At 67.1% G+C, this 23,306-nt stretch carries 24 protein-coding genes and 2 tRNA genes; 13 read left to right on the top strand and 13 right to left on the bottom strand.

The annotated features are described in order from the left end of the window. Positions 1 to 93: 93 nt before the first annotated feature. Both AC3WQY_RS21470 and AC3WQY_RS21465 read right to left on the bottom strand, forming a co-directional pair. A tRNA-Pro gene (locus AC3WQY_RS21470) sits at positions 94 to 170 on the bottom strand. 54 nt (positions 171 to 224) lie between these two features. Continuing rightward, on the bottom strand, positions 225 to 1,154 hold the full coding sequence (locus tag AC3WQY_RS21465) for a polyprenyl synthetase family protein (RefSeq protein ID WP_492710617.1): 930 nt from the start codon (positions 1,152 to 1,154) through the stop codon (positions 225 to 227). A gap of 281 nt (positions 1,155 to 1,435) precedes the next feature. Between AC3WQY_RS21465 and rplU the strand changes: the two genes are divergently transcribed. The 4 genes from rplU (at position 1,436) to proB (ending at position 4,397) form a co-directional block, all read left to right on the top strand. After that, positions 1,436 to 1,747: a 50S ribosomal protein L21 gene (gene rplU / locus AC3WQY_RS21460; protein ID WP_195797624.1), complete on the top strand. Its 312-nt coding sequence runs from the start codon at positions 1,436 to 1,438 to the stop codon at positions 1,745 to 1,747. 34 nt (positions 1,748 to 1,781) lie between these two features. Continuing rightward, a complete protein-coding gene (gene rpmA / locus AC3WQY_RS21455) occupies positions 1,782 to 2,039 on the top strand; it encodes a 50S ribosomal protein L27 (RefSeq protein WP_339600865.1) in 258 nt (85 codons plus the stop codon). 163 nt (positions 2,040 to 2,202) lie between these two features. Continuing rightward, on the top strand, positions 2,203 to 3,279 hold the full coding sequence (gene cgtA, locus AC3WQY_RS21450; protein WP_492710603.1) for an Obg family GTPase CgtA: 1,077 nt from the start codon (positions 2,203 to 2,205) through the stop codon (positions 3,277 to 3,279). Continuing rightward, positions 3,276 to 4,397 (top strand): glutamate 5-kinase, encoded by a 1,122-nt coding sequence (gene proB, locus AC3WQY_RS21445; RefSeq protein ID WP_285230926.1) that lies wholly within the window; start codon positions 3,276 to 3,278, stop codon positions 4,395 to 4,397. The genes cgtA and proB overlap by 4 nt, the downstream gene beginning before the upstream one ends. Here the strand turns inward: proB and AC3WQY_RS21440 are convergent. Continuing rightward, positions 4,394 to 5,008, bottom strand: coding sequence for an RNA pyrophosphohydrolase (locus AC3WQY_RS21440; protein ID WP_285230927.1), 615 nt, complete (start codon positions 5,006 to 5,008; stop codon positions 4,394 to 4,396). The genes proB and AC3WQY_RS21440 overlap by 4 nt on opposite strands. 131 nt (positions 5,009 to 5,139) lie before the next feature. Here AC3WQY_RS21440 and AC3WQY_RS21435 point away from each other — a divergent pair, with 131 nt between their 5' ends. Next, the gene (locus AC3WQY_RS21435) at positions 5,140 to 6,885 is read left to right on the top strand and encodes a proline--tRNA ligase (protein ID WP_285230928.1); all 1,746 of its coding nucleotides are present in this window, start codon (positions 5,140 to 5,142) and stop codon (positions 6,883 to 6,885) included. Next, the gene (locus AC3WQY_RS21430; protein ID WP_425334601.1) at positions 6,882 to 7,493 is read left to right on the top strand and encodes a lytic transglycosylase domain-containing protein; all 612 of its coding nucleotides are present in this window, start codon (positions 6,882 to 6,884) and stop codon (positions 7,491 to 7,493) included. The genes AC3WQY_RS21435 and AC3WQY_RS21430 overlap by 4 nt, the downstream gene beginning before the upstream one ends. Here AC3WQY_RS21430 and AC3WQY_RS21425 read toward each other — a convergent pair whose 3' ends face one another. The 6 genes from AC3WQY_RS21425 to hemA all read right to left on the bottom strand — a co-directional run bounded on the left by AC3WQY_RS21425 (position 7,494) and on the right by hemA (position 12,555). Further along, positions 7,494 to 8,060 carry a UbiX family flavin prenyltransferase gene (locus AC3WQY_RS21425; RefSeq protein ID WP_285230929.1) on the bottom strand — a complete coding sequence of 189 codons (567 nt, stop codon included), beginning with the start codon at positions 8,058 to 8,060 and terminating at the stop codon, positions 7,494 to 7,496. Positions 8,061 to 8,063: 3 nt separating this feature from the next. Then, positions 8,064 to 8,381, bottom strand: coding sequence for a Grx4 family monothiol glutaredoxin (grxD, locus tag AC3WQY_RS21420; protein WP_285230930.1), 318 nt, complete (start codon positions 8,379 to 8,381; stop codon positions 8,064 to 8,066). A 122-nt stretch (positions 8,382 to 8,503) separates the two neighbouring features. Further along, positions 8,504 to 9,097, bottom strand: coding sequence for a hypothetical protein (locus tag AC3WQY_RS21415; protein WP_492710601.1), 594 nt, complete (start codon positions 9,095 to 9,097; stop codon positions 8,504 to 8,506). Between the two features lie 185 nt (positions 9,098 to 9,282). Next, positions 9,283 to 10,104, bottom strand: a complete 822-nt coding sequence (gene prmC / locus AC3WQY_RS21410) for a peptide chain release factor N(5)-glutamine methyltransferase (RefSeq protein ID WP_492710600.1) — start codon at positions 10,102 to 10,104, stop codon at positions 9,283 to 9,285. Beyond that, positions 10,101 to 11,183 carry a peptide chain release factor 1 gene (gene prfA, locus AC3WQY_RS21405; RefSeq protein WP_492710598.1) on the bottom strand — a complete coding sequence of 361 codons (1,083 nt, stop codon included), beginning with the start codon at positions 11,181 to 11,183 and terminating at the stop codon, positions 10,101 to 10,103. Before prfA ends, prmC begins: the two co-directional genes overlap by 4 nt. A 76-nt stretch (positions 11,184 to 11,259) precedes the next feature. Beyond that, entirely contained in the window at positions 11,260 to 12,555 is a 1,296-nt protein-coding gene (gene hemA / locus AC3WQY_RS21400) for a glutamyl-tRNA reductase (RefSeq protein WP_492710596.1), read from the bottom strand. A gap of 112 nt (positions 12,556 to 12,667) precedes the next feature. Between hemA and AC3WQY_RS21395 the strand changes: the two genes are divergently transcribed. Then, positions 12,668 to 12,952 (top strand): hypothetical protein, encoded by a 285-nt coding sequence (locus AC3WQY_RS21395; RefSeq protein WP_492710595.1) that lies wholly within the window; start codon positions 12,668 to 12,670, stop codon positions 12,950 to 12,952. Here the strand turns inward: AC3WQY_RS21395 and miaB are convergent. The 3 genes from miaB to AC3WQY_RS21380 all read right to left on the bottom strand — a co-directional run bounded on the left by miaB (position 12,930) and on the right by AC3WQY_RS21380 (position 14,950). Further along, positions 12,930 to 14,300 (bottom strand): tRNA (N6-isopentenyl adenosine(37)-C2)-methylthiotransferase MiaB, encoded by a 1,371-nt coding sequence (miaB, locus tag AC3WQY_RS21390; RefSeq protein ID WP_492710593.1) that lies wholly within the window; start codon positions 14,298 to 14,300, stop codon positions 12,930 to 12,932. The two genes, AC3WQY_RS21395 and miaB, sit on opposite strands and share 23 nt — an antisense overlap. 63 nt (positions 14,301 to 14,363) lie before the next feature. Then, on the bottom strand, positions 14,364 to 14,744 hold the full coding sequence (locus tag AC3WQY_RS21385; RefSeq protein ID WP_492710591.1) for a hypothetical protein: 381 nt from the start codon (positions 14,742 to 14,744) through the stop codon (positions 14,364 to 14,366). A gap of 129 nt (positions 14,745 to 14,873) precedes the next feature. Further along, a tRNA-Met gene (locus AC3WQY_RS21380) sits at positions 14,874 to 14,950 on the bottom strand. Between the two features lie 120 nt (positions 14,951 to 15,070). Here AC3WQY_RS21380 and ftsY point away from each other — a divergent pair. Continuing rightward, a complete protein-coding gene (ftsY, locus tag AC3WQY_RS21375) occupies positions 15,071 to 16,120 on the top strand; it encodes a signal recognition particle-docking protein FtsY (RefSeq protein ID WP_492710590.1) in 1,050 nt (349 codons plus the stop codon). A 12-nt stretch (positions 16,121 to 16,132) separates the two neighbouring features. Here the strand turns inward: ftsY and ffh are convergent, their stop codons facing one another. Then, entirely contained in the window at positions 16,133 to 17,518 is a 1,386-nt protein-coding gene (gene ffh, locus AC3WQY_RS21370; RefSeq protein ID WP_285230939.1) for a signal recognition particle protein, read from the bottom strand. A gap of 79 nt (positions 17,519 to 17,597) precedes the next feature. On the opposite strand from ffh, the gene AC3WQY_RS21365 reads away from it, so the two are divergent. Genes AC3WQY_RS21365 through ampD form a run of 5 tightly spaced genes read left to right on the top strand, consistent with a single transcriptional unit; the run spans position 17,598 to position 22,672 of the window. Further along, positions 17,598 to 18,389 (top strand): cytochrome C assembly family protein, encoded by a 792-nt coding sequence (locus AC3WQY_RS21365; protein ID WP_285230940.1) that lies wholly within the window; start codon positions 17,598 to 17,600, stop codon positions 18,387 to 18,389. After that, positions 18,390 to 18,647 (top strand): PP0621 family protein, encoded by a 258-nt coding sequence (locus AC3WQY_RS21360; protein WP_285230941.1) that lies wholly within the window; start codon positions 18,390 to 18,392, stop codon positions 18,645 to 18,647. Further along, entirely contained in the window at positions 18,644 to 20,527 is a 1,884-nt protein-coding gene (locus AC3WQY_RS21355) for a sensor histidine kinase (protein ID WP_492710587.1), read from the top strand. Before AC3WQY_RS21360 ends, AC3WQY_RS21355 begins: the two co-directional genes overlap by 4 nt. Next, positions 20,524 to 22,089, top strand: a complete 1,566-nt coding sequence (locus AC3WQY_RS21350) for a sigma-54-dependent transcriptional regulator (RefSeq protein WP_492710585.1) — start codon at positions 20,524 to 20,526, stop codon at positions 22,087 to 22,089. Before AC3WQY_RS21355 ends, AC3WQY_RS21350 begins: the two co-directional genes overlap by 4 nt. Next, positions 22,070 to 22,672, top strand: coding sequence for a 1,6-anhydro-N-acetylmuramyl-L-alanine amidase AmpD (ampD, locus tag AC3WQY_RS21345; RefSeq protein ID WP_492710583.1), 603 nt, complete (start codon positions 22,070 to 22,072; stop codon positions 22,670 to 22,672). The genes AC3WQY_RS21350 and ampD overlap by 20 nt, the downstream gene beginning before the upstream one ends. Positions 22,673 to 23,306 lie beyond the last annotated feature (634 nt).

Here is a 23,306-nt window from a genome sequence, read left to right as displayed (position 1 = left end):
TGTGTGTAAGCGCACGGAATGCGCGCACGGCCTTTGCCAGTGATGCTGATTTGCATCATGGCGCCAAGGCTGGGAATGGAAATTGAGAAGATCTGGTCGGGGTGAGAGGATTCGAACCTCCGGCCTCTACGTCCCGAACGTAGCGCTCTACCAGGCTAAGCTACACCCCGATTTGTTCCGACTGCTCCGCTGCTGCGGAGTGTCGTCACTGTCTTCTTGATCGCTCAGAACGAGCGGTCGATTGACTGAACGGCGAATTCTAGCAGAGCTTCTCGCCATTTGTTAAGTGGTAATGCATTTAAGCATTGTTGCGCGAGTGCTGCCTCGGCACGCGCCGCGTCGCGCGTGGCGTCAAGGGCGCCGGTGCGTCGCACGATGGCCACGATGTCGGCCAGGCGTGCGACCTCGCCCTGCTCGATGGCATGGCGTATCAGATCACGTTCCTCGGCACTGCTGCGGTTCATGGCGATCAGCAGCGGCAGCGTGGGTTTGCCTTCACGCAGGTCGTCGCCAATGTTTTTGCCCAGCGCCTGGGTGTCGCCCTCGTAGTCGAGTACGTCGTCGATGAGCTGGAAGGCAGTGCCGAGTGCACGGCCATAGCCGGCGCATGCGTCTTCGATCTCCGGCGTGCTGTTGGCCAGCACGGCGCCCAAGCGCGCACTTGCTTCGAACAGCTTGGCGGTCTTGAAGCGGATGACGCGCAGATAACTCTCGACACTGATGTCCGGGTCGTGCATGTTCATCAATTGCAGGACCTCGCCCTCGGCGATCACATTGGTCGCGTCTGCGAGCACCTCCAGCACGCGCAGGCTGTTGGCCGAGACCATCATCTGGAAGGCGCGCGAATACAGGAAGTCCCCCACCAGCACGCTGGCGGCATTGCCGAACAGGGCGTTGGCCGTCTGCTTGCCGCGCCGCAACGACGACTCGTCGACGACGTCGTCGTGCAGCAGGGTCGCGGTGTGGATGAACTCCACCACGGCGGCAAGTTCAAAGCGCTCGTGCTGGGTATAGCCAAGCGCGTTGGCGAATAGCAGTACCAGCTTTGGCCGCATGCGCTTGCCGCCGGCATGCACGATGTAGCCGGCAATCTGATTGATCAGGGCGACATCGGAGGTGAGGCGGCGCGCAATCACGGCATCCACCTCGCGCATTTCCGCGTTCAGCGCGGCCAGAACCTCAGCAACAGGGGACGAGGCAGACAGGTCTTGCACTCTCAGCTCACTTTGGGGCGAAGCTGTCATTATAGGAAGCTCGTGGGAGGCCCAAGTTCGCTGCGGCCGCGCGGCGCGGCGCGCCTCAGACAAGCCGGTAATGCCGCTTGATTCAGGGTTAACGCTTGTGCTACACTCGCGGGCTCTGCGCTCAGGTCATGGGCGTAGTCAAGGCTTGCCGTCAATCATTGGCGGCGAGTGGTTTCACTGAAAGGGCTGATATGTACGCGGTCATAAAAACCGGCGGCAAGCAATACAAAGTTGCTGCTGGCGAAAAGATCAAGGTAGAACAGATTGCTGCGGATGTTGGCCAAGAGATTGTGATCGACCAGGTTCTGGCCGTCGGAAACGGCGCTGAACTCAAGGTTGGCACTCCCTTGGTTGCTGGCGCAAGCGTCAAGGCCACTGTTGTGGCACAGGGCAAGCACGACAAGGTGCGCATCTTCAAGCTGCGTCGTCGCAAGCACTACAAGAAGAGCCAGGGCCATCGCCAAACGTATACCGAGCTGGAAATCAGCGCGGTGAATGGCTAATCCGGCTTTCGCCAACAGTTCAAGGAGTTAATCCATGGCACAGAAAAAGGGCGGCGGTTCCACACGAAACGGCCGCGATTCCAAACCGAAGATGCTGGGTGTGAAGGTCTATGGCGGCCAGACCATCTCTGCAGGTTCCATCATCGTGCGTCAGCGCGGTACCAAGTTCCACGCCGGCACGAACGTCGGCATGGGCAAGGACCACACGCTGTTCGCGCTGATCGACGGTCAGGTCTCGTTCGCCGTCAAGGGCGAAAAGAGCCGTTCGACGGTCATCGTCACGCCGGTCTAAGTTTTTCGGACCAGCGGTCGCGGTGGGGTGGCAGCAGCCGGCCACACCGTGCAGCAACAGCCCCGGCTCAGTCCGGGGCTTTTGTTTTTCTACGGCTGCATCGAGTCGGGCTCTTTGAGGGGCCTGGCTTACCATAGCCCCGCCCGGGCTCAAGGGATCTGACATGAAGTTCGTAGACGAAGCCACTATCGATGTTGTGGCCGGCAATGGTGGTGCCGGCTGTGCGAGCTTTCGCCGCGAGAAGTTCATTCCCTTTGGCGGACCGGACGGTGGCGACGGTGGTCGGGGTGGCAGCGTGTTTGCCGTTGGCGACCTGAACCTCAATACCCTGATCGATTACCGCTACGCGCGCCGCCACGAGGCGCGCAATGGCGAGGCGGGGCGAGGCTCCGATCAGTACGGCGCCGCGGCCGACGACATCGTGCTGCGCATGCCGGTGGGCACCATCATCAAGGACCTCGAGACCGATACGGTGATCGCCGAGTTGCTGGAGCCGGGCGAGAAGATTCTCATTGCCAAGGGCGGTGACGGTGGCTTTGGCAATCTGCACTTCAAGAGCAGCACGAACCGTGCGCCGCGCCAGAAGACGCCCGGTTGGCCCGGCGAAGCCAAGAAGCTCAAGCTTGAGCTGCGCGTGCTGGCCGATGTGGGGTTGCTGGGCCAGCCCAATGCCGGCAAGTCGACGCTGATCTCGGCGGTCTCCAACGCCCGGCCCAAGATTGCCGACTACCCGTTCACGACCCTGCACCCCAACCTCGGCGTCGTGCGTGTCGGGCCCGAGAAGAGTTTTGTGGTGGCCGATATCCCCGGCCTGATCGAGGGCGCCGCCGAAGGTGCCGGCCTGGGTCACCAATTCCTGCGCCACCTGCAGCGCACGCGACTGCTGCTGCATGTGGTCGACCTGGCACCGTTCGATCCGGCCGTGGATCCGGTGGCCGAGGCCAAGGCCATCGTGGGCGAGTTGAAGAAGTACGACCAGGCCCTGTACGACAAGCCGCGCTGGCTGGTGCTCAACAAGCTGGACATGGTGCCGGCGGAGGAGCGTGCCGCGCGCGTGAAGGACTTCGTCAAGCGCTACAAGTGGAAGGGTCCGGTGTTTGAAATCTCCGCCCTGACGCGCGAAGGCTGCCAGCCCTTGATCCATGCGATCTATGAGCATGTGGCCGAGGCCCAGCGCGTGCATGTGGAAGTCGACCCGCGCTTCACGCCTGTGGAGGGCGGCGAGCAGGAGCAGGCATGAGCCAGGGGCCGCTGAAGAATGCGCGCCGCATCGTCGTCAAGGTAGGTTCCAGCCTGGTGACGAACGAGGGGCGCGGCGTCGATGCCGAGGCGATCGGCAACTGGTGCCGTCAACTCGCTGCCTTGGCGGCGCAGGGGCGTGAGCTGGTGATGGTGTCCAGCGGTGCGATTGCCGAAGGCATGAAGCGCCTGGGCTGGGTGACGCGGCCCAAGGAAGTGCATGAACTGCAGGCGGCCGCGGCCGTCGGCCAGATGGGCTTGGCGCAGATGTACGAGAGCAAGCTGCGCGAGCAGGGCATGGGCAGTGCGCAGGTGCTGCTCACGCATGCCGACCTGGCCGATCGCGAACGCTATCTGAATGCGCGTTCCACCCTGCTGACGCTGCTGCAGCACCGTGTGCTGCCGGTCATCAACGAGAACGACACCGTCGTCAACGACGAAATCAAGTTCGGCGACAACGACACCCTGGGTGCGCTGGTCGCCAACCTGGTGGAGGCCGATGCCCTGGTGATCCTGACCGATCAGCGCGGCCTGTACTCTGCCGATCCACGTAAGGATCCGGCCGCGCGCTTCATCGATGAAGCGATTGCCGGCACGCCCGAGCTGGAGCAGATGGCCGGTGGTGCCGGCTCCAGCATTGGCCGCGGCGGCATGATCACCAAGATCCTGGCCGCCAAGCGTGCCGCTGGCAGTGGCGCCAACACCGTGATCGCCTGGGGGCGTGAGCCGGATGTGCTGTTGCGGCTGGCCGCGGGCGAAGCCATCGGCACGGCGCTGCTGGCCAGCACGCAAAAGCTCGCGGCGCGCAAGCAATGGATGGTTGACCATCTGCAGATGCGCGGCGCCGTGCTCGTCGATGCTGGCGCCGCCGCCAAGCTGCGCGACGAGGGCAAGAGCCTCTTGCCGATCGGCGTCTACGAGGTGCAGGGCGAATTCCATCGCGGCGATGTGATCGCCGTGAGGGATGCCAGCGGCGCCGAGCTGGCGCGTGGGCTCACCAACTATTCAAGTGCCGAGGCGCGCCTGATTGCGCGTAAGCCCTCGTTCGAGATCGAGGGCGTGCTCGGCTATGCGGCCGAGCCCGAACTCATCCACCGCGACAACCTGGTGCTGCGCTAAGCCGGATCTTTGGGCGTCTCGCCGGCGTCCTCGGGGGCGTGCTGCTCATGCTCACCGGCAGCGTCATGCGGCCCGCGCCCGCCTTCGCCGCGATGCTGCGGGCGCATGCCGGCGCGCAGGTAGCGGTTGTGGTGGTTCATGCGTGGCAGGAAGCGCGCCAGCTCGGTCAGCGCCATCTGGTAGACGCCGCGCTTGAACTCGATCACCGCCTCCAGCGGAACCCAGTACTCGTTCCAGCGCCAGGCATCGAACTCGGGGTGGTCGGTGGCGCGCAGATTCATGTCGCTGTCGCGGCCCATCAACTGCAGCAGAAACCAGATCTGCTTTTGCCCGCGGTAATGTCCGCGCGCGTCGCGCCGTATGAAGTGCTCGGGCACTTCGTAGCGCAGCCAGTCGCGTGTGCGCGCAATGATGCGCACATGCTCGGCCCTCAGCCCCACCTCTTCATGGAGCTCTCTGAACATCGCCTGCTCGGGCGTTTCGCCATGCTTGATGCCCCCTTGCGGGAACTGCCAGGAATGGGTGCGGATGCGCTTACCCCAGAACACTTCGTTCCTGTGGTTGAGCAGGATGATGCCGACGTTGGGCCGGAAGCCTTCACGGTCGAGCATAATCAACCTCAAATCTATAGTTGGTTTGATTATTGCATTGGGCCCACGGTCCTGCATGATCCTCGCTTACCCTCAGACCCCCGTGCGTTCAGACCTGACCCTGGATGCGCCCACACCTCAGTCCCGTTCCGATGAAAGCCTCCCAGTTCTTCATTTCCACGCTCAAAGAAGCGCCCGCCGATGCCGAGGTGGTGAGCCACAAGCTGATGATGCGCGCCGGCATGATCAAGCGCCTGGGGGCCGGTATCTACAACTACATGCCCATGGGGCTGCGTGTGATCCGCAAGGTCGAGGCCATCATCCGCGAGGAGATGAACCGCGCCGGCGCGGTGGAGCTGCTGATGCCGGTGGTGCAGCCGGCCGAGCTGTGGCAGGAGACCGGGCGTTTCGACAAGATGGGCCCCGAGCTGCTGCGCGTGAAGGATCGCCATGACCGCGACTTCATCATCCAGCCGACTTCCGAAGAGGTGATCACCGATATCGCCCGGCAGGAACTGCGCAGCTACAAGCAGCTGCCCAAGAATTTCTATCACATCCAGACCAAGTTCCGTGACGAGCGCCGGCCGCGCTTCGGCATCATGCGCGGCCGCGAGTTCACCATGAAGGACGCTTACTCCTTCGATCGCGATGTCGCCTCCGCCGGGCGCAGCTACGAGAACATGTACGGCGCCTACTGCAAGATCTTCGATCGCCTCGGCCTGCAGTACCGCGCCGTCGCCGCCGATACCGGCGCCATTGGCGGTGATCGTTCCCACGAATTCCAGGTGATCGCCGATACCGGCGAAGACGCCATCGTCTACTGCCCGAGCAGCGATTTCGCCGCCAACATCGAGCTGGCCGAGGCCGTGGCCCTGCTGGACGCGCGCGGCACGGCCGCACAGGCGCTGGTGAAGACGCCGACCCCGGGCAAGGCCACTTGCGAGGACGTGGCGGCGCTGCTGGGCCTGCCGCTGACGCAGACCGTCAAGTCCCTGGTGCTCGCCACCGACGAGCTCGATGAGCAGGGCGTCATCGTCAAGTCCACCGTCTGGCTGCTGCTGGTGCGTGGCGATCACGAGCTCAACGAGGTCAAGGCGGGCAAGGTCGAAGGGCTGAAGGGAGGCTTCCGCTTCGCCAGCGTGGCCGAGATCGACGACCACTTCGGCTGCAAGCCGGGCTATCTGGGCCCGATCGGTCTGAAGAAGCCGGTCAAGATCGTGGCCGACCGCACCGTGGCCCAGATGTCGGACTTCGTCTGTGGCGCCAATGAGGCCGACTTCCACTACACCGGTGCCAACTGGGCGCGTGACCTGCCCGAGCCCGACCTGGTGGCCGACATCCGCAACGTCGTGGTGGGCGATCCCTCGCCGGACGGCAAGGGCGTGCTGGCGATCCAGCGTGGTATCGAGGTGGGCCATGTGTTCTATCTGGGCACCAAGTACTCAGCCGCGATGAACGCCAATTTCCTGGACGAGAACGGCAAGCCCCAGCCGATGGAGATGGGCTGCTACGGCATCGGCGTGACCCGCATCCTGGGCGCCGCCATCGAGCAGAACCACGATGCGCGCGGCATCATCTGGCCGGATGCGATCGCGCCCTTCACCGTGGTGCTGTGCCCGATCGGCATGGACCGCAGCGAGGAAGTGAAGCTGGCGGCCGAGCGCCTGCACGACGAGTTGCAAGCCCTTGGCGTCGATGTGCTGCTGGATGATCGCGGCGAGCGCCCCGGTGCCATGTTTGCCGACTGGGAGCTGGTGGGCGTGCCGCATCGCGTGGTGCTGTCCGATCGTGGCCTCAAGGAAGGCCAGGTCGAGTACCAGGGCCGCCGTGACGCCGAGGCTACCAAGCTGGCGCTGGCCGAGGTGCTGGCCCATCTGAAGGGCAAGCTCAAGCTTTGAAGCGTCGCGGCCTGTTCTTCGCAGCGCTGGCGGGGCTGGCGCTGCCCGGTCGTGGCTGGGCCGGCGCACAGATCGAGGAGCCGCTGCAGGACCAGGTGCGCTCGGCGCTCTCCTCGGCGATCGCCAACAGCGCGCCGCCCAAGCCACGCTTCGATTCCACCGATACCCGTCTGGCCTATCTGCGCTGGCTGGGCGTGATGAGCGAGCGCCTGAAGAGCCGCAAGAGCGAGGCGCTCACCCGCATCGAGTTCCTTGAGACCGTCTGGTACGAGGCCAAGCGGGCCGGGCTGGAGCCCGCCCTGGTGCTGGGCCTGGTGGAAGTGGAAAGCGGTTTCCGCAAATACGCCATCAGCGTGGCCGGCGCGCGCGGCTATATGCAGGTGATGCCCTTCTGGGCCAAGTCCATCGGCGATGGCCAGGCCTCCAGGCTGTTCCATATGCAGACCAATCTGCGCTTTGGCTGCGTGATCCTGCGCCACTACCTGGACCGCGAACAGGGCGATATGTTCCTCGCCCTGGGCCGCTACAACGGCAGCCGCGGCCGGCCCGAATATCCGAATGCGGTGTTCGCCAACCGGCGCAAATGGCTGCTGCCGGAGGAGCGCTGATCAGCGCAGGCCCTGCCAGCTCTTGGGCGTGGCGCCCACCAGGCCGGCCAGTTCCAGCACCCGCTCGGCACTCTCGTTGACCATCTCGGCGATGCTTTGCGGGTGGTGATAGAAGGCCGGCAGGGGCGGAAAGATGATGCCGCCCATCTCGGTGACCGCCGTCATATTGCGCAGATGCGCCAGGTTGAAGGGTGTCTCGCGCACCATCAGGATGAGGCGGCGGCGTTCCTTCAGGGTGACGTCGGCCGCGCGCGTCAGCAGGTTGTCGCCAAAGCCATGCGCGATGGCGGCCAGGCTCTTCATCGAGCAGGGCGCCACCACCATGGCGGTGCTGGCAAAGCTGCCGCTGGCCACACAGGCGCCCACATCGCCGGGCGCGTAAGCCGCATCCGCTTCGCGCTCCAGCGCGTCGCGGCTCAGCCCCAGCTCATGATGGGCATTCAGCACCCCGGCCGGGGTGAGTATCAGATGGGTCTCCGCGCCCAGCTCGCGCGCGCGCTGCAGCAGCCGCAAGCCATAGGCCGCGCCGGTGGCGCCCGTGATGCCGACAACCAGGCGTTGCCGCATGCCTCAGGCCTGCTGGCCCAGCATCTGCTGCAGCTCGCCGGCCTCGTACATCTCCATCATGATGTCCGATCCGCCCACGAACTCGCCGTTCACGTACAGCTGCGGAATGGTGGGCCAGCTGGCGTAGTCCTTGATACCCTGGCGCACTTCCTCGTCTTCCAGCACGTTGAAGGTCTTCAGGTCATTGACGCCGCAGGCCTTGAGGATCTGGATGGCGCGGCCGGAGAAGCCGCACATCGGAAACTGGGCCGTGCCCTTCATGAACAGCACCACGCGGTTGCTCTTCACCAGGCTGTCAATGCGTTGTTGAACGTCGCTCATGTCGTCTAGTCCTTGCAGGGTTGGAGGGCGCTGCGGCCGCGGATAAAAAAACAATGGCCGCGCATGGCGGCCATTATCGGCGAGGGGCAATGCCCGGACGCGCGGCGTGGGCGGATGCTGGCTCAATAGCTGTATGACAGGCCCAGCTGCAGCACCGGCTTGTAGCGCATGTCGCGCAGCAGATCTTCCACCGCCTGGGCGCTGCTCTGGCCCAGACGGAAGCCGCCATAGCCGCCACCCACCAGCCCCAGGTCGGCACTGAAACCCCAGCCGCCACGCAAGGAGTGCCCTGTATAGCCGATGCCTAGATAGGACAGCGAGGCGCTCGGATCGCCGCGCTCGGCGCCCGACAGCATGCTGACGCTGCGTTGCCCCAACGCGAAATTCTGGCTCTGCAGCGCGGCGCTCTGACCCAGTGCCAGGCCCGAACTGCTTTGTGAGAGCGACAGTGGCCCCATCAGCAGACCGCCGGTGGCGCGCAGGCCGCCCTGGATGCCATGGCCGAGGCCCGAACCGGTGAGGTAGTAGTCGCCCAGCAGATTGGCGCTCAGCAGGCGCGAGCCGCCGCTGCGCAGCGGTTCGGCCAGCAGGCCGATGTTGACGTCCTGGCTGCTCAACTGGATGCGGGCCTGCCAGCGTCCCAGGCCCTGGGGCTCCAGCTTGAGCCCGTTGTCGGCCCAGGCGCTGTGGGCGGCACACAGTCCCGCAACAGCCATCAAGAGCCCCGCCAGATGAGTGCGTGAAACTCGAGCTATGACCCGCATGACGATCTCCCGGTGCGTGGAGGAGGGTGCGCATTGCGTGCGCCCTCGGAGCTTGATGCTACGCCCCGGCCCGGCCCTTGTGCAGCGCAAATTGCACGGTGTTGGGCTTTCTGTTGCGGGCTTGCCCAGGCGCGGTCTCAGCCCGGCCAGCGGCCCCCGCTGGCACGTTGCTGCTCACCCAGGTCGCGCCGGCAATCGACGTCGGCAAACCCGGCCGCCTGTAGCGCGGCCGCGACGGCCGGGGCCTGGTCGTAGCCATGCTCCAGCAGCAGATGGCCACCCGGTCGCAGATGCCTCGGTGCGCCCTGGGCCAGGCGGGCCAGGTCGGCCAGGCCATCGCCACCCGGTGTCAGCGCCGCCAGCGGCTCGTGCCGCAGCGCCCGCAGATGCGGGTCATCGCCGGCGATATAGGGCGGGTTGCTGACGATCAGGTCGAAGCGCTGCCCGGCGAAGGGCTCCCACCAACTGCCCAAATGGAACTGCACGGCCAGCCCCAGCTGCTGCGCATTCGCCGCCGCGACGGCCAGGGCCGCGGGGCTGCGGTCCGAGGCATGCAGCTCGGCGCGGGGGCAGCGGTGCTTGATGGCCAGCGCGATCGCGCCACTGCCGGTGCCCAGGTCCAGCACCCGCGGGGTGGCCAGGCTGCTGGCCTGCAGCAGCTCCAATGCCCAGTCCACCAGCAGCTCGGTGTCGGGGCGCGGCACCAGCGTGGCGGGGCTGACCTGCAGGCGCAGGCCATGGAATTCCTTTTCGCCCGCCAGATAGGCCAGCGGCACGTCATCGAGGCGCTGCGCCAGCCAATCCGCAAAGCGTGCGCTCAAGGCCGGCGGCACGGTCGCGTCGTCATGGGCGATCAGCCAGGAGCGATCGCGCTGCAGCAGCTGCGCCAGCAGCAGCTGGGCTTCCAGGCGCTCCAGGCCGGCCGCGCGGGCCTGCGCCAGGGCCTCGGCGACGGTCATGCCCGGCCTTCCAAGGTGGCCAGCTGCTCGGCGGCCTGGGCCTGTTGCAGGCCCTGCACCACGTCGCCCAGATCTCCGTCCATGATGGCGCCCAGCTTGTAGAGCGTCAGGTTGATGCGGTGGTCGGTGAGCCGGCCCTGCGGAAAGTTGTAGGTGCGGATGCGGTCGCTGCGGTCGCCGCTGCCGATCAGGCTCTTGCGCGTGGCGGCCTCCTTGGCGGCGCGCTCGTTCTTGTCCTTGTCGCGCAGGCGGGCGGCCAGCACGGCCATGGCCTTGGCCTTGTTGCGGTGCTGGCTGCGGTCGTCCTGACATTCGGCCACCAGGCCGGTGGGCAGGTGGGTGATGCGGATCGCGCTGTCAGTCTTGTTGACGTGCTGGCCGCCGGCGCCGCTGGCGCGGAAGGTGTCGATGCGCAGCTCGGCCGGGTTGAGCTGGATTTCCTCGGCCTCGTCGGGTTCCGGCATCACCGCCACGGTGCAGGCGCTGGTATGGATGCGCCCCTGCGACTCGGTGGCCGGCACGCGTTGCACGCGATGCCCGCCCGATTCGAACTTGAGCCGGCCGTAGACCGAGGGGCCTTCGATGCGCAGCACCAGTTCCTTGTAGCCACCCAGATCGGATTCATTGGCCGAGAGGATTTCGGTGCGCCAGCCCTGGCTCTCCGCGAAGCGCATGTACATGCGCGCGAGATCGCCCGCGAACAGCGCCGATTCATCGCCACCGGCGCCGGCGCGGATTTCCAGAAAGGCCGGACGCTCGTCATCCGGATCGCGCGGCAGCAGGGACAGCTGGAGTTCTTCGTGCAGGCGCGCGATATCGGCCTCGGCGCCGCCGATTTCCTCGCGCGCCATCTCGGCCATCTCGGGGTCGGACAGCAGTTCGCGTGCGGCGATCAGGTCGCGCTCGCGCTGCAGATAGGTCTGGTAGCGCGTCACCAGGTCCGAGACTTCGGACTGTTCCTTGGTGAGGGCGCGGTAGCGCTTCATGTCGGCGGCGATAGAGCCGTCGGCCAGGGTGGAATCGAGTTCGTGCAGTCGGAAGCCAAGGCGTTCGAACTGCTGGCGCAGGGAGTCTTTCATGGGAGCGTCAGGGGGGCTGGAGCACGATGGCCGCGCCCAGCATGCGGGCGCGGGGTTGCGGGCTGGTGCAGCGCCGCTAATGCTCGGCCGGGTCGCGGGTGCTCTTGCGCAGGAACAGGCGCGAGACGGTATGCGCCAGGGCCACGCGCTGTTCGCCGTCGGCGGCGTGCAACTCGGCCAAGGTGCCATGCAGCATCTTCTGGGTGAGGCCGCGCGAGAGTGCTTCCAGCACCGCCTCGACGTCCTCGCCGCGCGCCAGCAGCTTGCGGGCGCGCTGGATCTCGAGGGCGCGCCAGTCATCGGTCTGGGCATTCAGGGCCTGGATCAGCGGCACGGTGTGGCGCTGGCCCAGCCAGTGCACAAAGCTCTGCACGCCGTTCTCGATGATGGCCTCGGCCTGTTCGACGGCGGCTTGGCGCTTTTCGCCGGCAGATTGCACCAGCTGCGCCAGATCGTCGACGGTGTAGAGATACACGTCGTCCAACTGGGCAACTTCCTGCTCGATGTCGCGCGGCACGGCCAGATCGACCATGAACATGGGCTTGCGCTTGCGCTTCTTCAGCGCCCGCTCCACCGCGCCCAGGCCGATCAGCGGCAGGCTGCTGGCGGTGCAGGAAATCACCGCATCGAACTCATGCAGGCGGTCGGGCAGGTCCGACAAGCGCATCGCCTCGGCACCCAGATGGCCGGCCAGCTTCTCGCCGCGCTCCAGCGTGCGGTTCGCCACCGCCATGGCCTTGGGGTTCTTTGCCGCGAAATGGGTGGCCACCAGTTCGATCATTTCGCCGGCGCCCACGTAGAGCACCTTGATCGCGCTGAGATCCTCGAACAGCTGGGCTGCCAGGCGCACCGAGGCGGCCGCCATGCTGATGGAGTGGGCGCCGATCTCGGTGGAGCTGCGCACTTCCTTGGCCACCGAGAAGCTGCGCTGAAACAGCTGGTGCAAGGTGGTGCCCAGGGTGCCGGCCTGGTCGGCCTCGCGCACCGCCTGCTTCATCTGGCCCAGGATCTGCGGCTCGCCCAGCACCATTGAATCCAGGCCGCTGGCCACGCGGAAGGCGTGGCGCGCCGCGGCGCTGCCCTCCATCACATAGGCATGGTCCATCAGCGCCGAACTGCCCACGCCGCCCACCTCGGCCAGCCAGGCCACCGTGGGTTGCACCAGGGCCGGGCTGCCGGCCACATAGAGCTCGGTGCGGTTGCAGGTCGAGAGCATGGCCGCCTCGGGCGTGGCCTTGCGGGGGGCATGGGCCTGCACCTGGTCGCGGAAACCGAGCAGGGTGGGCGCCAATTGCTCCAGCGAGAACGCGAAACGTCCGCGCAGGTCCAGGGGCGCGGAGTTGTGGTTCAGGCCGAGAGCGAAGACCGTCATGGGGCGATTATAAAATTTGAGCCGAATCTTTGCGGGCGGCCGGGGCCGGCTTTCCGCTCTCGAACTTGATGCGCATCAAGTTTGCCTGTTTTTCAGAACCGTTGGGCACACCGTGAACCTCGTCGACGCCCTCGGGCACCTGGTCAATCTGTTCGCGCCCGCCTGGGGCGTGGCCGCCCTGATGGCGCTGGCGATCAAGCTCGTCTGGCGGCGCGAGCATCATGCCCTGGCCTGGCGCCGCCTGCTGCTGTGGGGTGGCTTGGGCGGTAGCCTGGCGGTGCTGGTGGCGCTGGCCTGGCTGGCACGCGACGGCACTATGCTGGGCTACGGCCTGACGCTGCTGGGTGTGGTGTTGCCTCAATGGTGGCTGACGCTCAAGCCTGGATCCAGGCGTTAGGGGCCGCGCCCAATTCGGCCTGCAGGGGCACCTCGGCGCGCAGCGAATGCGCGAAGGCCTGGCTGATCTGCACATCGATCAGCTGATTCATCAGGCGCGGGTGACCCTTGAAGTTGACGATGCGGTTGCACTCGGTGCGCCCCATCAGTTCGCTGGCGTCCTTGCGGGCGTTGCCCGAAACCAGAATGCGTTGCGTCGTGCCCACCATGCGCTGGCTGATCGCCAGCGTGTTGGCCTCGATCACGGCCTGCAACTCCTGCAGGCGCCTGACCTTGGTCTCATACGGCGTGCTGTCCTCCAGGTTCGCCGCCGGTGTGCCCGGGCGGGGGCTGAAGATGAAGCTGAAGGAGGCGTCGAAGCCCACGTCGTCGACCAGCTTCATCAGCTTGGCATGGTCGTCCTCGGTCTCGCCCGGGAAGCCGACGATGAAGTCGCTGGCGATGCGGATGTCGGGCCGGATGGCGCGCAGCTTGCGGATCGTGCTCTTGAACTCCAGCGCCGTGTAGCCGCGCTTCATCGCCATCAGGATGCGGTCGCTGCCATGTTGCACCGGCAGATGCAGATGGTTCACCAGCTGAGGCACCTTTCCATAGGCCTCGATGAGGCGCTGGCTGAATTCATTCGGATGGCTGGTGGTGAAGCGCAGGCGCTCGATGCCGGGGATCTCGGCGCAGTACTCGAGCAGCAGGGCCAGGTCGGCGTATTCGCCGGTGTCCCCCATCTTGCCCCGGTAGGCGTTGACGTTCTGCCCCAGCAGATTGAATTCCTTCACGCCCTGGTCGGCGAGGCCGGCGATCTCGGTCAGCACGTCCTCGAAGGGGCGCGACATTTCCTCGCCGCGGGTGTAGGGCACCACGCAGTACGAGCAGTACTTGGAGCAGCCCTCCATGATGGAGACGAAGGCGCTGCCGCCATCGACCTTGGCGGGCGGCAGATTGTCGAACTTCTCGATCTCGGGGAAGCTGATGTCCACCTGCGGGCGCGCCTGCTCACGGCGTGCGGCCAGCATGGCGGGCAGGCGGTGCAGGGTCTGCGGGCCGAACACCACGTCCACATAGGGCGCGCGCTCGATGATGGCCGCGCCTTCCTGGCTGGCCACGCAACCGCCCACGCCGATCATCACGCCCTTGGCCTTCAGATGCTTGACGCGGCCCAGGTCAGAGAACACCTTCTCCTGTGCCTTCTCGCGCACCGAGCAGGTGTTGAAGAGGATCAGGTCGGCCTGTTCAACGTCGTTGGTGGGCTCGTAGCCTTCGGCGGCGCCCATCACATCGGCCATCTTGTCCGAGTCGTACTCGTTCATCTGGCAGCCAAAGGTCTTGATGAATACTTTTTTCGTCGTGCTCATGGCATTGCTCCGACCGGGCGGGGCGACGCGCGCGCCCGCCGGGCCTGGTGAATCAGTGGCGGATCAGGGCTTGGACCAGACCTGCGCGGCGCGGTCAAACTGCCAGCTGGCAGCCTCTTGGGGCGTGCGGGGCCAGGTCTTGTTGGCCAGCTCGGCCTCGTTGAGGACCCACAGGTCCATCAGCAGGCCCGAGATGTCCACGGTGTAATGCACCACCAGCTTTTGCCCGACCAGGGCGGCCGACATCTGCAGCAGGTTCTCGGTGCCGCGGATGCGGCTGCCGGGTGCCAAGCGCGCTGGCTGGCCGTTCAGCAGCACGTCGGGCGGCTGCAGCACCGTCAGCTCGCCGCGCAAGGCTTGGGCGGGAAACTGGCGATGGACTTGCGCATGAGCCGAGAGGCTCATCGTTGCGGCCGCCAGGGCGGCAAGTACACAGCGGTACATGGTATGTGTCCAGTGGCTGCGGAGGTCAGCAATGCTAACCAGAAAAGACAACGGCCCGGGAAACTTTGCTTTTGAAGGCGGGTTCCTCGGGCCGTCTGTGCCCGACCGTGAGGTCGGGTGTCGGTGTTTTGGTGGCGCTTCAGGGATTCGAACCCCGGACCTGCGGATTATGATTCCGTCGCTCTAACCGGCTGAGCTAAAGCGCCTCAAGCCCGCCATTGTAGCCAGGTTTTCGAGGACAATGCAAGCACTCGCGCAAGGGTCACAAAAAATATCTGTTCGCGCCGGGTTCCAGCTCGTCCAAGAGCGCACCGAAAGCAGCATTCATGTTCAGTTTCTTCAAGAAGAAGTTTGGCGCCACACCCGCTCAGGAGCCGGTTCCGGTGCCAGTGCCGCCGGCGAGTTCCGCGGCACCCGACCTGGTGGCGCCAGCCGCTGCGCCGCAATCCGACCCGCCGGTCGTGGCCGAAGCCGCGCCGCGCAAGAGCTGGCTGGAGAAACTCAAGCAGGGGCTGCGCAAGACGGGCTCCAGCATCGCCCAGGTCTTTACCGGCACGCAGATCGACGACGCGCTGTATGAGGAACTGGAGGCGGCGCTGCTGATGGCCGATGCGGGCGTGAAGGCCACCGAGTTCCTGCTCGAGGACCTGAAGCGGCGCGTCAAGGAGGCCAAGGCCACCGAGCCCTCGGCCGTGCGCGGCTTGCTGATCGAGTCGCTGACCGAGCTGCTCAAGCCGCTGGAAAAGGCGCTCAGCGTTGGCGAGCATCAGCCCACCGTGGTGATGGTGGTGGGTGTGAATGGCGCCGGCAAGACCACCAGCATCGGCAAGCTGACGCGCCATCTGGCGGACGCCGAACAGAAGGTGCTGCTGGCCGCGGCCGACACCTTCCGCGCCGCGGCGCGCGAGCAACTCTCGGTATGGGCCGATCGCACGCGGGTGGAGATCGTCAGCCAGGAGGGGGGCGATCCGTCGGCGGTGACCTTCGATGCGGTGGTGGCCGGCCGCGCGCGTGGCTGCGATGTGGTGATTGCCGACACCGCCGGCCGCCTGCCCACCCAGCTGCATCTGATGGAAGAGCTGAAGAAGATACGCCGCGTGATCGGCAAGGCCCAGGCCGAGGCACCGCACGAGGTGCTGCTGGTGGTGGATGGCAATACCGGCCAGAACGCGCTGACCCAGGTGAAGGCCTTCGACGATGCGCTGGGCCTCACCGGCCTGATCGTCACCAAGCTCGACGGCACGGCCAAGGGCGGGGTGCTGGCGGCGATTGCGCGCGAGCGGCCCATCCCCGTGTACTTCATCGGCGTGGGCGAGAAGCTGGAAGACCTGCAGACCTTCAGCGCGCGCGAGTTCGCGCAGGCGCTGCTGGAGTGAGGCCGGCGGGGCTCAGCCCATGCCGCCCATGCCCTTGAGCCCCTTCATCCCGCCCATCTTCTTCATCATCTTCATCAGGCCGCCGCCGCTCATCTTCTTCATCATGCCCTGCATCTGGTCGAACTGATTCAGCAGGCGGTTGACGTCCTGGATCTGTACGCCGGCGCCGGCGGCGATGCGGCGCTTGCGGCTGGCCTTGCTCTTACCGTCCATCAATAGGGCGGGTTGGCGGCGCTCCTTGGCCGTCATGGCATTCAGGATGCCTTCCATGCGCTTCATGTCGCGCTCGGCGCGGTCCATGTCGGCCTGACCCGCCTTGGCAGCCATTTGCGTGGGCAGCTTGTCCATCAGGCTGGAGAGGCCGCCCATCTTCTTCATCGACGAGATCTGCGCGAGGAAGTCGTTGAGGTCGAAACCGCTGCCGCTCTTGAGCTTGCCGGCCAGCTTCTCGGCCGCCGCCAGGTCCACGCCCTTGCTGACCTCTTCCACCAGGGCCACGATGTCGCCCATGCCCAGCACGCGGCCGGCATGGCGCTCGCCGTCGAACACCTCCAGGCCGTCGATTTTTTCGGATACGCCGGCAAACTTGATCGGTGCGCCGGTGACCTGACGCACCGAGAGTGCGGCCCCGCCGCGCGAGTCGCCGTCCAGCTTGGTGAGGATCACGCCGGTGAGCGGCAAGGCCTCCTTGAAGGCCCTGGCGGTGTTGATCGCATCCTGACCCTGCATGGCGTCCACCACGAACAGGGTCTCGACCGGATTCAGCGTGGCGTGCAGCTCCTTGATCTCGGCCATCAAGGCCTCGTCGATCGCCAGGCGGCCGGCGGTGTCGACCAGCAGCACGTCGAAGTAATGCTTCTTGGCGTAGTCCAGCGCCGCCAGCGCGATCTCGCGCGGCTTCTGGTCGGGCGAGGAGGCAAACCATTCGCCTCCGGCCTGGGCGGTGACGGTCTTGAGCTGCTCGATGGCGGCGGGGCGGTAGACGTCGGCCGAGACCGTCAGCACCTTTTTCTTGCGCTTCTCGATCAGGTGCTTGGTGAGCTTGGCGGTGGTGGTGGTCTTGCCCGCCCCCTGCAGGCCGGCCATCAGGATCACCGCCGGCGGCTGGGCCGCCAGGTTGATGTCGCTGACGCCCTCGCCCATGGTGGCGGCAAGCTCCTTGTGCACGATGCCCACCAGGGCCTGGCCGGGGGAGAGCGAGCCCACCACCTCGGCGCCCAGGGCTTTTTCCTTCACCCGCGCGATGAAGTCGCGCACCACCGGCAGGGCCACGTCGGCCTCCAGCAGGGCCATGCGCACTTCGCGCAGCATGTCCTGCACATTGCTTTCGGTGATGCGGGCCTGGCCGCGCATCGTTTTCACGAGCAGGCTCAGGCGGTCGGTCAGGGTGGATGCCATGGGGGGAGGCGCCACCGGGAAGGTGGTCGCGCATAAGTACACTGTGGCGATGATTTTATCGTTCGCCACTCCAGAGTCCGTGAGCGCCTGGCTTGCGGGGCTCAGTTTGCTCTGCGCGGCCGGCTATACGGCCGCGGCTTTCACCGCCGAAACGCGCCAGCAGGGCCTGCGCGGCATGCTGGTGGCGGTGTGGGCGGTGCACCTGCTGGCGCTGCTGCTGGACATCGCCGGCATCGGCCTGCCGCAGCCCGGCGCGCGCTTCGGCTTTGCGCCGGCGCTGTCGATGACGCTGTGGCTGGTGCTGGGCGTCTATCTGGTGGAGAGCCGCTTCGTGCCGCTGCCGGGGGCGCGCCGCGTGCTGTCGGCGCTGGGGGCGGCCGTGGTGCTGCTGGCCTGGGCGTTTCCGGGCGAGAGCCGGCCGCTGGCCGCCTCGCCCTGGGCGCCGCTGCATTGGGTGATGGGGCTTGCCTCGTACGGCTTGTTCGGTGTGGCCGTGCTGCATGCCGCGATGCTGAATCGCGCGGAGCGAGAGATGCGTTCGCGCAAGGGCCAGGGCGTGGTGGCGCTGGGCATGCCCTTGCTGAGGCTCGAGCGCCTGACCTTCCAGTTCGTGGGCGCGGGCGTGACCGTGCTGTCGCTGGCCCTGCTGCTGGGCTGGTGGTTCACGCCGCATTGGCGCTGGGACCACAAGAATCTGCTGTCCGTGCTGGGCTGGCTGGTGCTGACCGGCCTGCTCACCGGCCGCCATGTGTTCGGCTGGCGCGGCCGGCGCGCCACGCGCTGGCTCTACTTCGGCGCCGCGCTGCTGCTGCTGTCCTATGCCGGCTCGCGCTTTGTGCTTGAGGTGGTGCTGCAGCGGGGAGTGGTCTGAATGTTGAAATTCCTGGTCCTGATCGCCTTGCTGGCGCTGCTGTTCTACATGCTGGGCCTGAAGCGCGCGCGGCCGCCGCAAGCCGGGCGGCGCGATGAAGCGCCTGCGCCGTCGCCGGCCCAGCCCCAGGCGATGGTGAGCTGCGCCGAGTGCGGCCTGCATCTGCCGCAGCAGGACGCCTTGCCCGGCCGCGGCGGGCAGTTCTGCAGTGCCGCGCACAGGGCGGCCTTCGAGGCGCGCAACCCGCCTCCGGCATGAGGCAAGACCTGCCCCCGGCCGATCGTCGCGGCACCGAACGCCGCCGTGCCGAGCGCCGGCGCAGCCAGCGTCGCGGCCCCGATGCCGGGGCGGACGCGCAGGCCTCGTGGTTCGGCCCCAGCCAGGGCGATACCGATTGGGGCGGGCTGGCCCATGAGGCGCCGGACGGCGCGGCCGGCGATTCGCAGTTCTTTTTCCAGCCGGCGCGCCACCTGCATGGCGATGCGAGCGGCGATGCCTTCCAGCGCCTGTATCGCGCCTTCCTCGGCGCGCGCGCGGCGCTGGGGCTGGCGCTTGCCGCGACGCAGCTGATGGCGCGCGCCTTCGGCACGCTGGCGCCCGATTGGCTGCTGGGCCTGTCGGTGGGTTATGCGGCGCAGGCGCTGGGGCTCTGGCTGTGGTCGAACTTCGTGCAGGCCGGCGCAGCGCGCCAGCTGGCGCGGCTGACGGGCTGGCAATGGCTGCTCAGCATCGGCTTTGACCTGGCCCTGTTCGGCGCCTTGCACATGCTGGACGCGGGCAGCGGCCTCAGTTTTGCCGCGCTCTTCATCATGCCGGTGCTGATGGCCGGCGTGCTGACACCACGGCTGTTTGCGCTCGCCACCGCGGCGCTGGCGACCCTGGTGCTGCTGGGGGCGGCGCTGTGGTCGCTGGCGCATGGCGTGGATGCCGGCCTGCGCCTGACCCAGGCCGGCCTGGTGGGCAGCGGCTTCTTCGTCGTCAGCCTGCTCGCCAGCGAGCTGGCCAGCCGGCTGGCGCGCGAGGAGCAATCGGCGCGCGGCAGCATGGAGCTGGCGCGCCAGCAGGCCGAGCTGAACCGGCTCGTGATCGACGAGATGCAGGAGGGCGTGCTGGTGGTGGACCGGCGCGGCCGCGTGCGTGCCGCCAACCCGGCCGCGCGGGCGCTGCTGTCGGACGGCGGCATGGTGCGCACCGCGCCGTTCCAGCTGCGCGGCGTGCTCGCCTGGGCCCCGCTGGTGGCGGCGGTGGAGCGCGCTTTTGCGGAGGGCGTCTGGCCGGAGGCCGGGCGGGACGTGCAGCTGGAATTCCATGTCGCGCTGCAGCGCAGTCTGCGCGTGCGCATGCGCTTCACGCGCCGGCGCGAGTCCGATGCCAGCGAGGACCTCTGCGTGCTCTTTGTCGAGGACAACCGCAATGTGCAGGCGCGCAGCCGCCAGGAGAAGCTGGCCGCGATGGGGCGCGTGTCGGCGGGCATCGCCCATGAGATCCGCAACCCGCTGGCGGCGATCGCCCAGGCCAATGCCCTGCTGGCCGAGGACGGCCTCGACGCGCGCAGCGCGCAGCTCACCGGCATGGTGGCTTCCAATGTGCAACGCCTCAAGCGCATCGTCGACGATGTCATGGAGGTGGCCCCCGGCGTGGTGCCCGAGCCGATGCCGGTGAATGCCAGCGAGCTGGTGGCGCAGGTCTGTCAGGACTGGGCGCGCACCAACGGCCTCGAGCTGGCGCCGCGCAGCGAGTTGCTGCGCGTGGAACTGGCCGAGCATGCCATCCAGGTCAGCTTCGAGCCCGAGCATCTGCGCCGCATCCTCGTCAATCTGCTGGACAACGGCCTGCGCCACGCGCATGAGCTGCCGGGGGCGGTGCAGGTGAGCCTGCGCGCGCAGTCCGAGCAATGGGCGGTGTTGTCGGTGCTGAGCCTGGGCGATGCCATTCCGCCGGATGTGGAGCGGCATCTGTTCGAACCCTTCTTCTCCACCCGCAGCCGCGGCTCCGGGCTGGGCCTCTATATCTGCCGCGAGCTGTGCGAGCGCTATGGCGGGCGCATCGAGTACGCCCGGCGGATCGAGCTGGAGCCGCCCGGCAATGAGTTCTCCGTCATACTCAAGCGCGTGGCCGCCCACGCCGTCCCGACATGAGCACAGCAGCACCCGCATTCAGCCTTCTGGTCGTCGACGATGAGCCCGATCTGCGCACGCTTTACGAGCTGACCCTGCTGCGCGAGGGTTATGAGCTGGAGACCGCGGGCAGCGTCGAAGACGGCCTGGCGCGCTTGAAGGCCAGGCGCTACAGCGCCGTCATCACCGATATGCGCCTGCCCGATGGCAGCGGCCTGGACATCCTGCGCTGGCTGGAGCAGCAGGGCCGCCAGGAGAAGACGCTGGTGATCACCGCCTATGGCTCGGCCGAGAACGCGGTGGAGGCGCTCAAGGCCGGCGCCTACGACTACCTCACCAAGCCGGTGGACCTGCGCCAGTTCCGCATGGTGGTGGCCTCGGCACTGGGGCGCATGCCGGCCAGCCTGCCCTCGGTCGTGCCCTCGCAGCTGCCCTCCGAGGCGGCCACCCAGGAACCGACCCTGCCGACGCCGCGCGCGCCGGCGCCGCTGCCGCGCAAGGCGGCGCCCAGCGCCCAGGCGCTGGCCGACACGCGCGCGGCCACCGCCCTGGACCGTTTGGTGGGCGACTCGCTGGCGATGCAGCAGGTGCGCGCGCTGATCGAGAAGGTGGCGCGCAGCATGGCGCCGGTGCTGCTGCATGGCGAGTCGGGCACCGGCAAGGAGCTGGTGGCGCGCGCCATCCACGATGTCAGCGCGCGTTCGGCCCAGCCCTTCATTGCGGTGAACTGCGGCGCCATTCCCGAGCAATTGCTGGAGGCCGAGTTCTTCGGCTATCGCAAGGGCGCCTTCACCGGCGCCAGCGAAGACCGCGAGGGCTTCTTCCAGGCGGCCAATGGCGGCACCCTGTTCCTGGATGAAATCGGCGACCTGCCGCTGGCCATGCAGTCCAAGCTGCTGCGTGCGTTGCAGGAGCGCTCGGTGCGGCCGGTGGGGGCGGTGGTGGAGGCGCCGGTGAATGTGCGCCTGCTCAGCGCCACCCACAAGGATCTGGCGCTGGAGGTGGGGGCGGGACGCTTCCGGCAGGACTTGTATTACCGACTGAACGTGATCCAGATCCGCGTGCCGCCGCTGCGCGAGCGCATCGAGGATCTGCGCCCCATCAGCGAGCGCGTGCTGACGCGCATTGCTCAGGATGCCGGGGTGACGCCGGTGCCGGTGCTCACCGCGGCGGCGCTGGCGCAGTTGGCGCGCTATGCCTTCCCGGGCAATGTGCGCGAACTCGAGAACCTGCTGCATCGCGCCCTGGCGCTCTCGGGCGGCGAGCGCATCGACGCCGACGACCTCGGCCTGCCCGAGTCGCTGCTGGACGATGCCGAGTTCACGCCCAGCGAGCTGGGCGGCCTGCCCGGCGAGGCGAACGCCGTGGTGGCGCCCGGCGGTGCCGAGCAGCCCTTGCCCAGCGATCTGGCGGCCTATCTGGACGAAGTGGAGCGCGGCATCCTGATACGGGCGCTGGAGCAGCACCGCAACAACCGCACCGCTGCCGGCGCCAGTATGGGCTTGTCGCTGCGCCAGATGCGTTACCGCATGGCGCGTCTGCACATCACCGTGGGTGAGAGCGATGGCAGCGAGGGGCTCTGAGTCCGGCGCGCCGGGGTGGCCAGATGGGTGGTGTGAAGGCTGGTGGCAGGCGGCCGCGCGTCTGGACTCGCCCAACTTCGGCGCGCGCCCCGAGGGCATGCCCATCGATCTGCTGGTCTTGCACAGCATCAGCCTGCCGCCGGGCGAGTATGGCGGCGATGCGATCGAGCGCCTGTTCACCAACCGGCTCGACTTCGATGCCCACCCGTATTACCAGACCATACGCGGCCTGCAGGTCTCGGCGCATTTCCTGATACGCCGCGATGGCGCGCTGCTGCAGTTCGTCTCCTGCGACCAGCGTGCCTGGCATGCCGGCGCCTCCAGCTATTGCGGGCGCGAGAACTGCAATGACTACTCCATCGGCATCGAGCTCGAAGGCCTGGAGGGCGAGCGCTTCGAGGCGGCGCAGTACGAGGCCCTGCAGGCGCTGCTCGCGGGCCTGCGCCGTGCCTACCCGATTCGCAGCGTGGTCGGGCATGAGCATGTGGCGCCGGGCCGCAAAAAAGACCCCGGCCCGGGCTTCGACTGGGCCCGGCTGCGCAGCAGCGTGGCGAGTGCCGGTCTTGAGCTGCCGATGATCTAGGGGTCTGCACCAAGGCTGGGCCGGCAGCGGGATTTCCGGCCCGCGATGAAGCGCCGCCGACGCGGTCCGCGCCGGCCCTGCGAGATCTCGCCGCGACGCTTATTTGGCGCGGCCTCGCGGCCGATTTGGCGCTGCAGGCCCGGCAAACAAAGGCCCCTGCGCGCGCAGCCCCGATGCCATCGGGCCTGGCGCTGGGCCGCAGCCACGCAGCAGCCCTTGGATGGCGGCGGGCGAGCCTTTCGCTAGCGTGTCAGGTCTTGCCCGTCAACGGGGTTCGCACGCTATTGGTAGTGCTTGAAGAGGCCTGGACCCCCAGATATAGTGTCTCTTCATGCTATCCTTCTGACTTGGGAAATCACTGACATGCCCGTCGCAGCCGCTGCCGTCAGCCCTCGAACCTTGGTGTCTGCCAAGCGTTCAGGCGATCAGGCAATGCGTGGATGGGCCCGGAATGGCGCCGCTCACTGCGGCGCTTTTTTGTCGGTGATCACCCGGTCAGCACCATCGCATGCGCCGGAACGCGCAGACCTCGTCTTGCGTTCCGTGGAGTGCCGCTTTGACCGGGCGCCTCCCAAACCATTTGAAGCCTGAAGCCCGACCGCCCGGTGGCGCGTCGTGGTTTTGCCCATTTCAG

Source organism: Roseateles sp. FW301-B2 (genome assembly GCF_058788955.1).
Note: the sequence above shows the minus strand (reverse complement) of the source record. Positions and strands in the feature narration are given on the sequence as shown.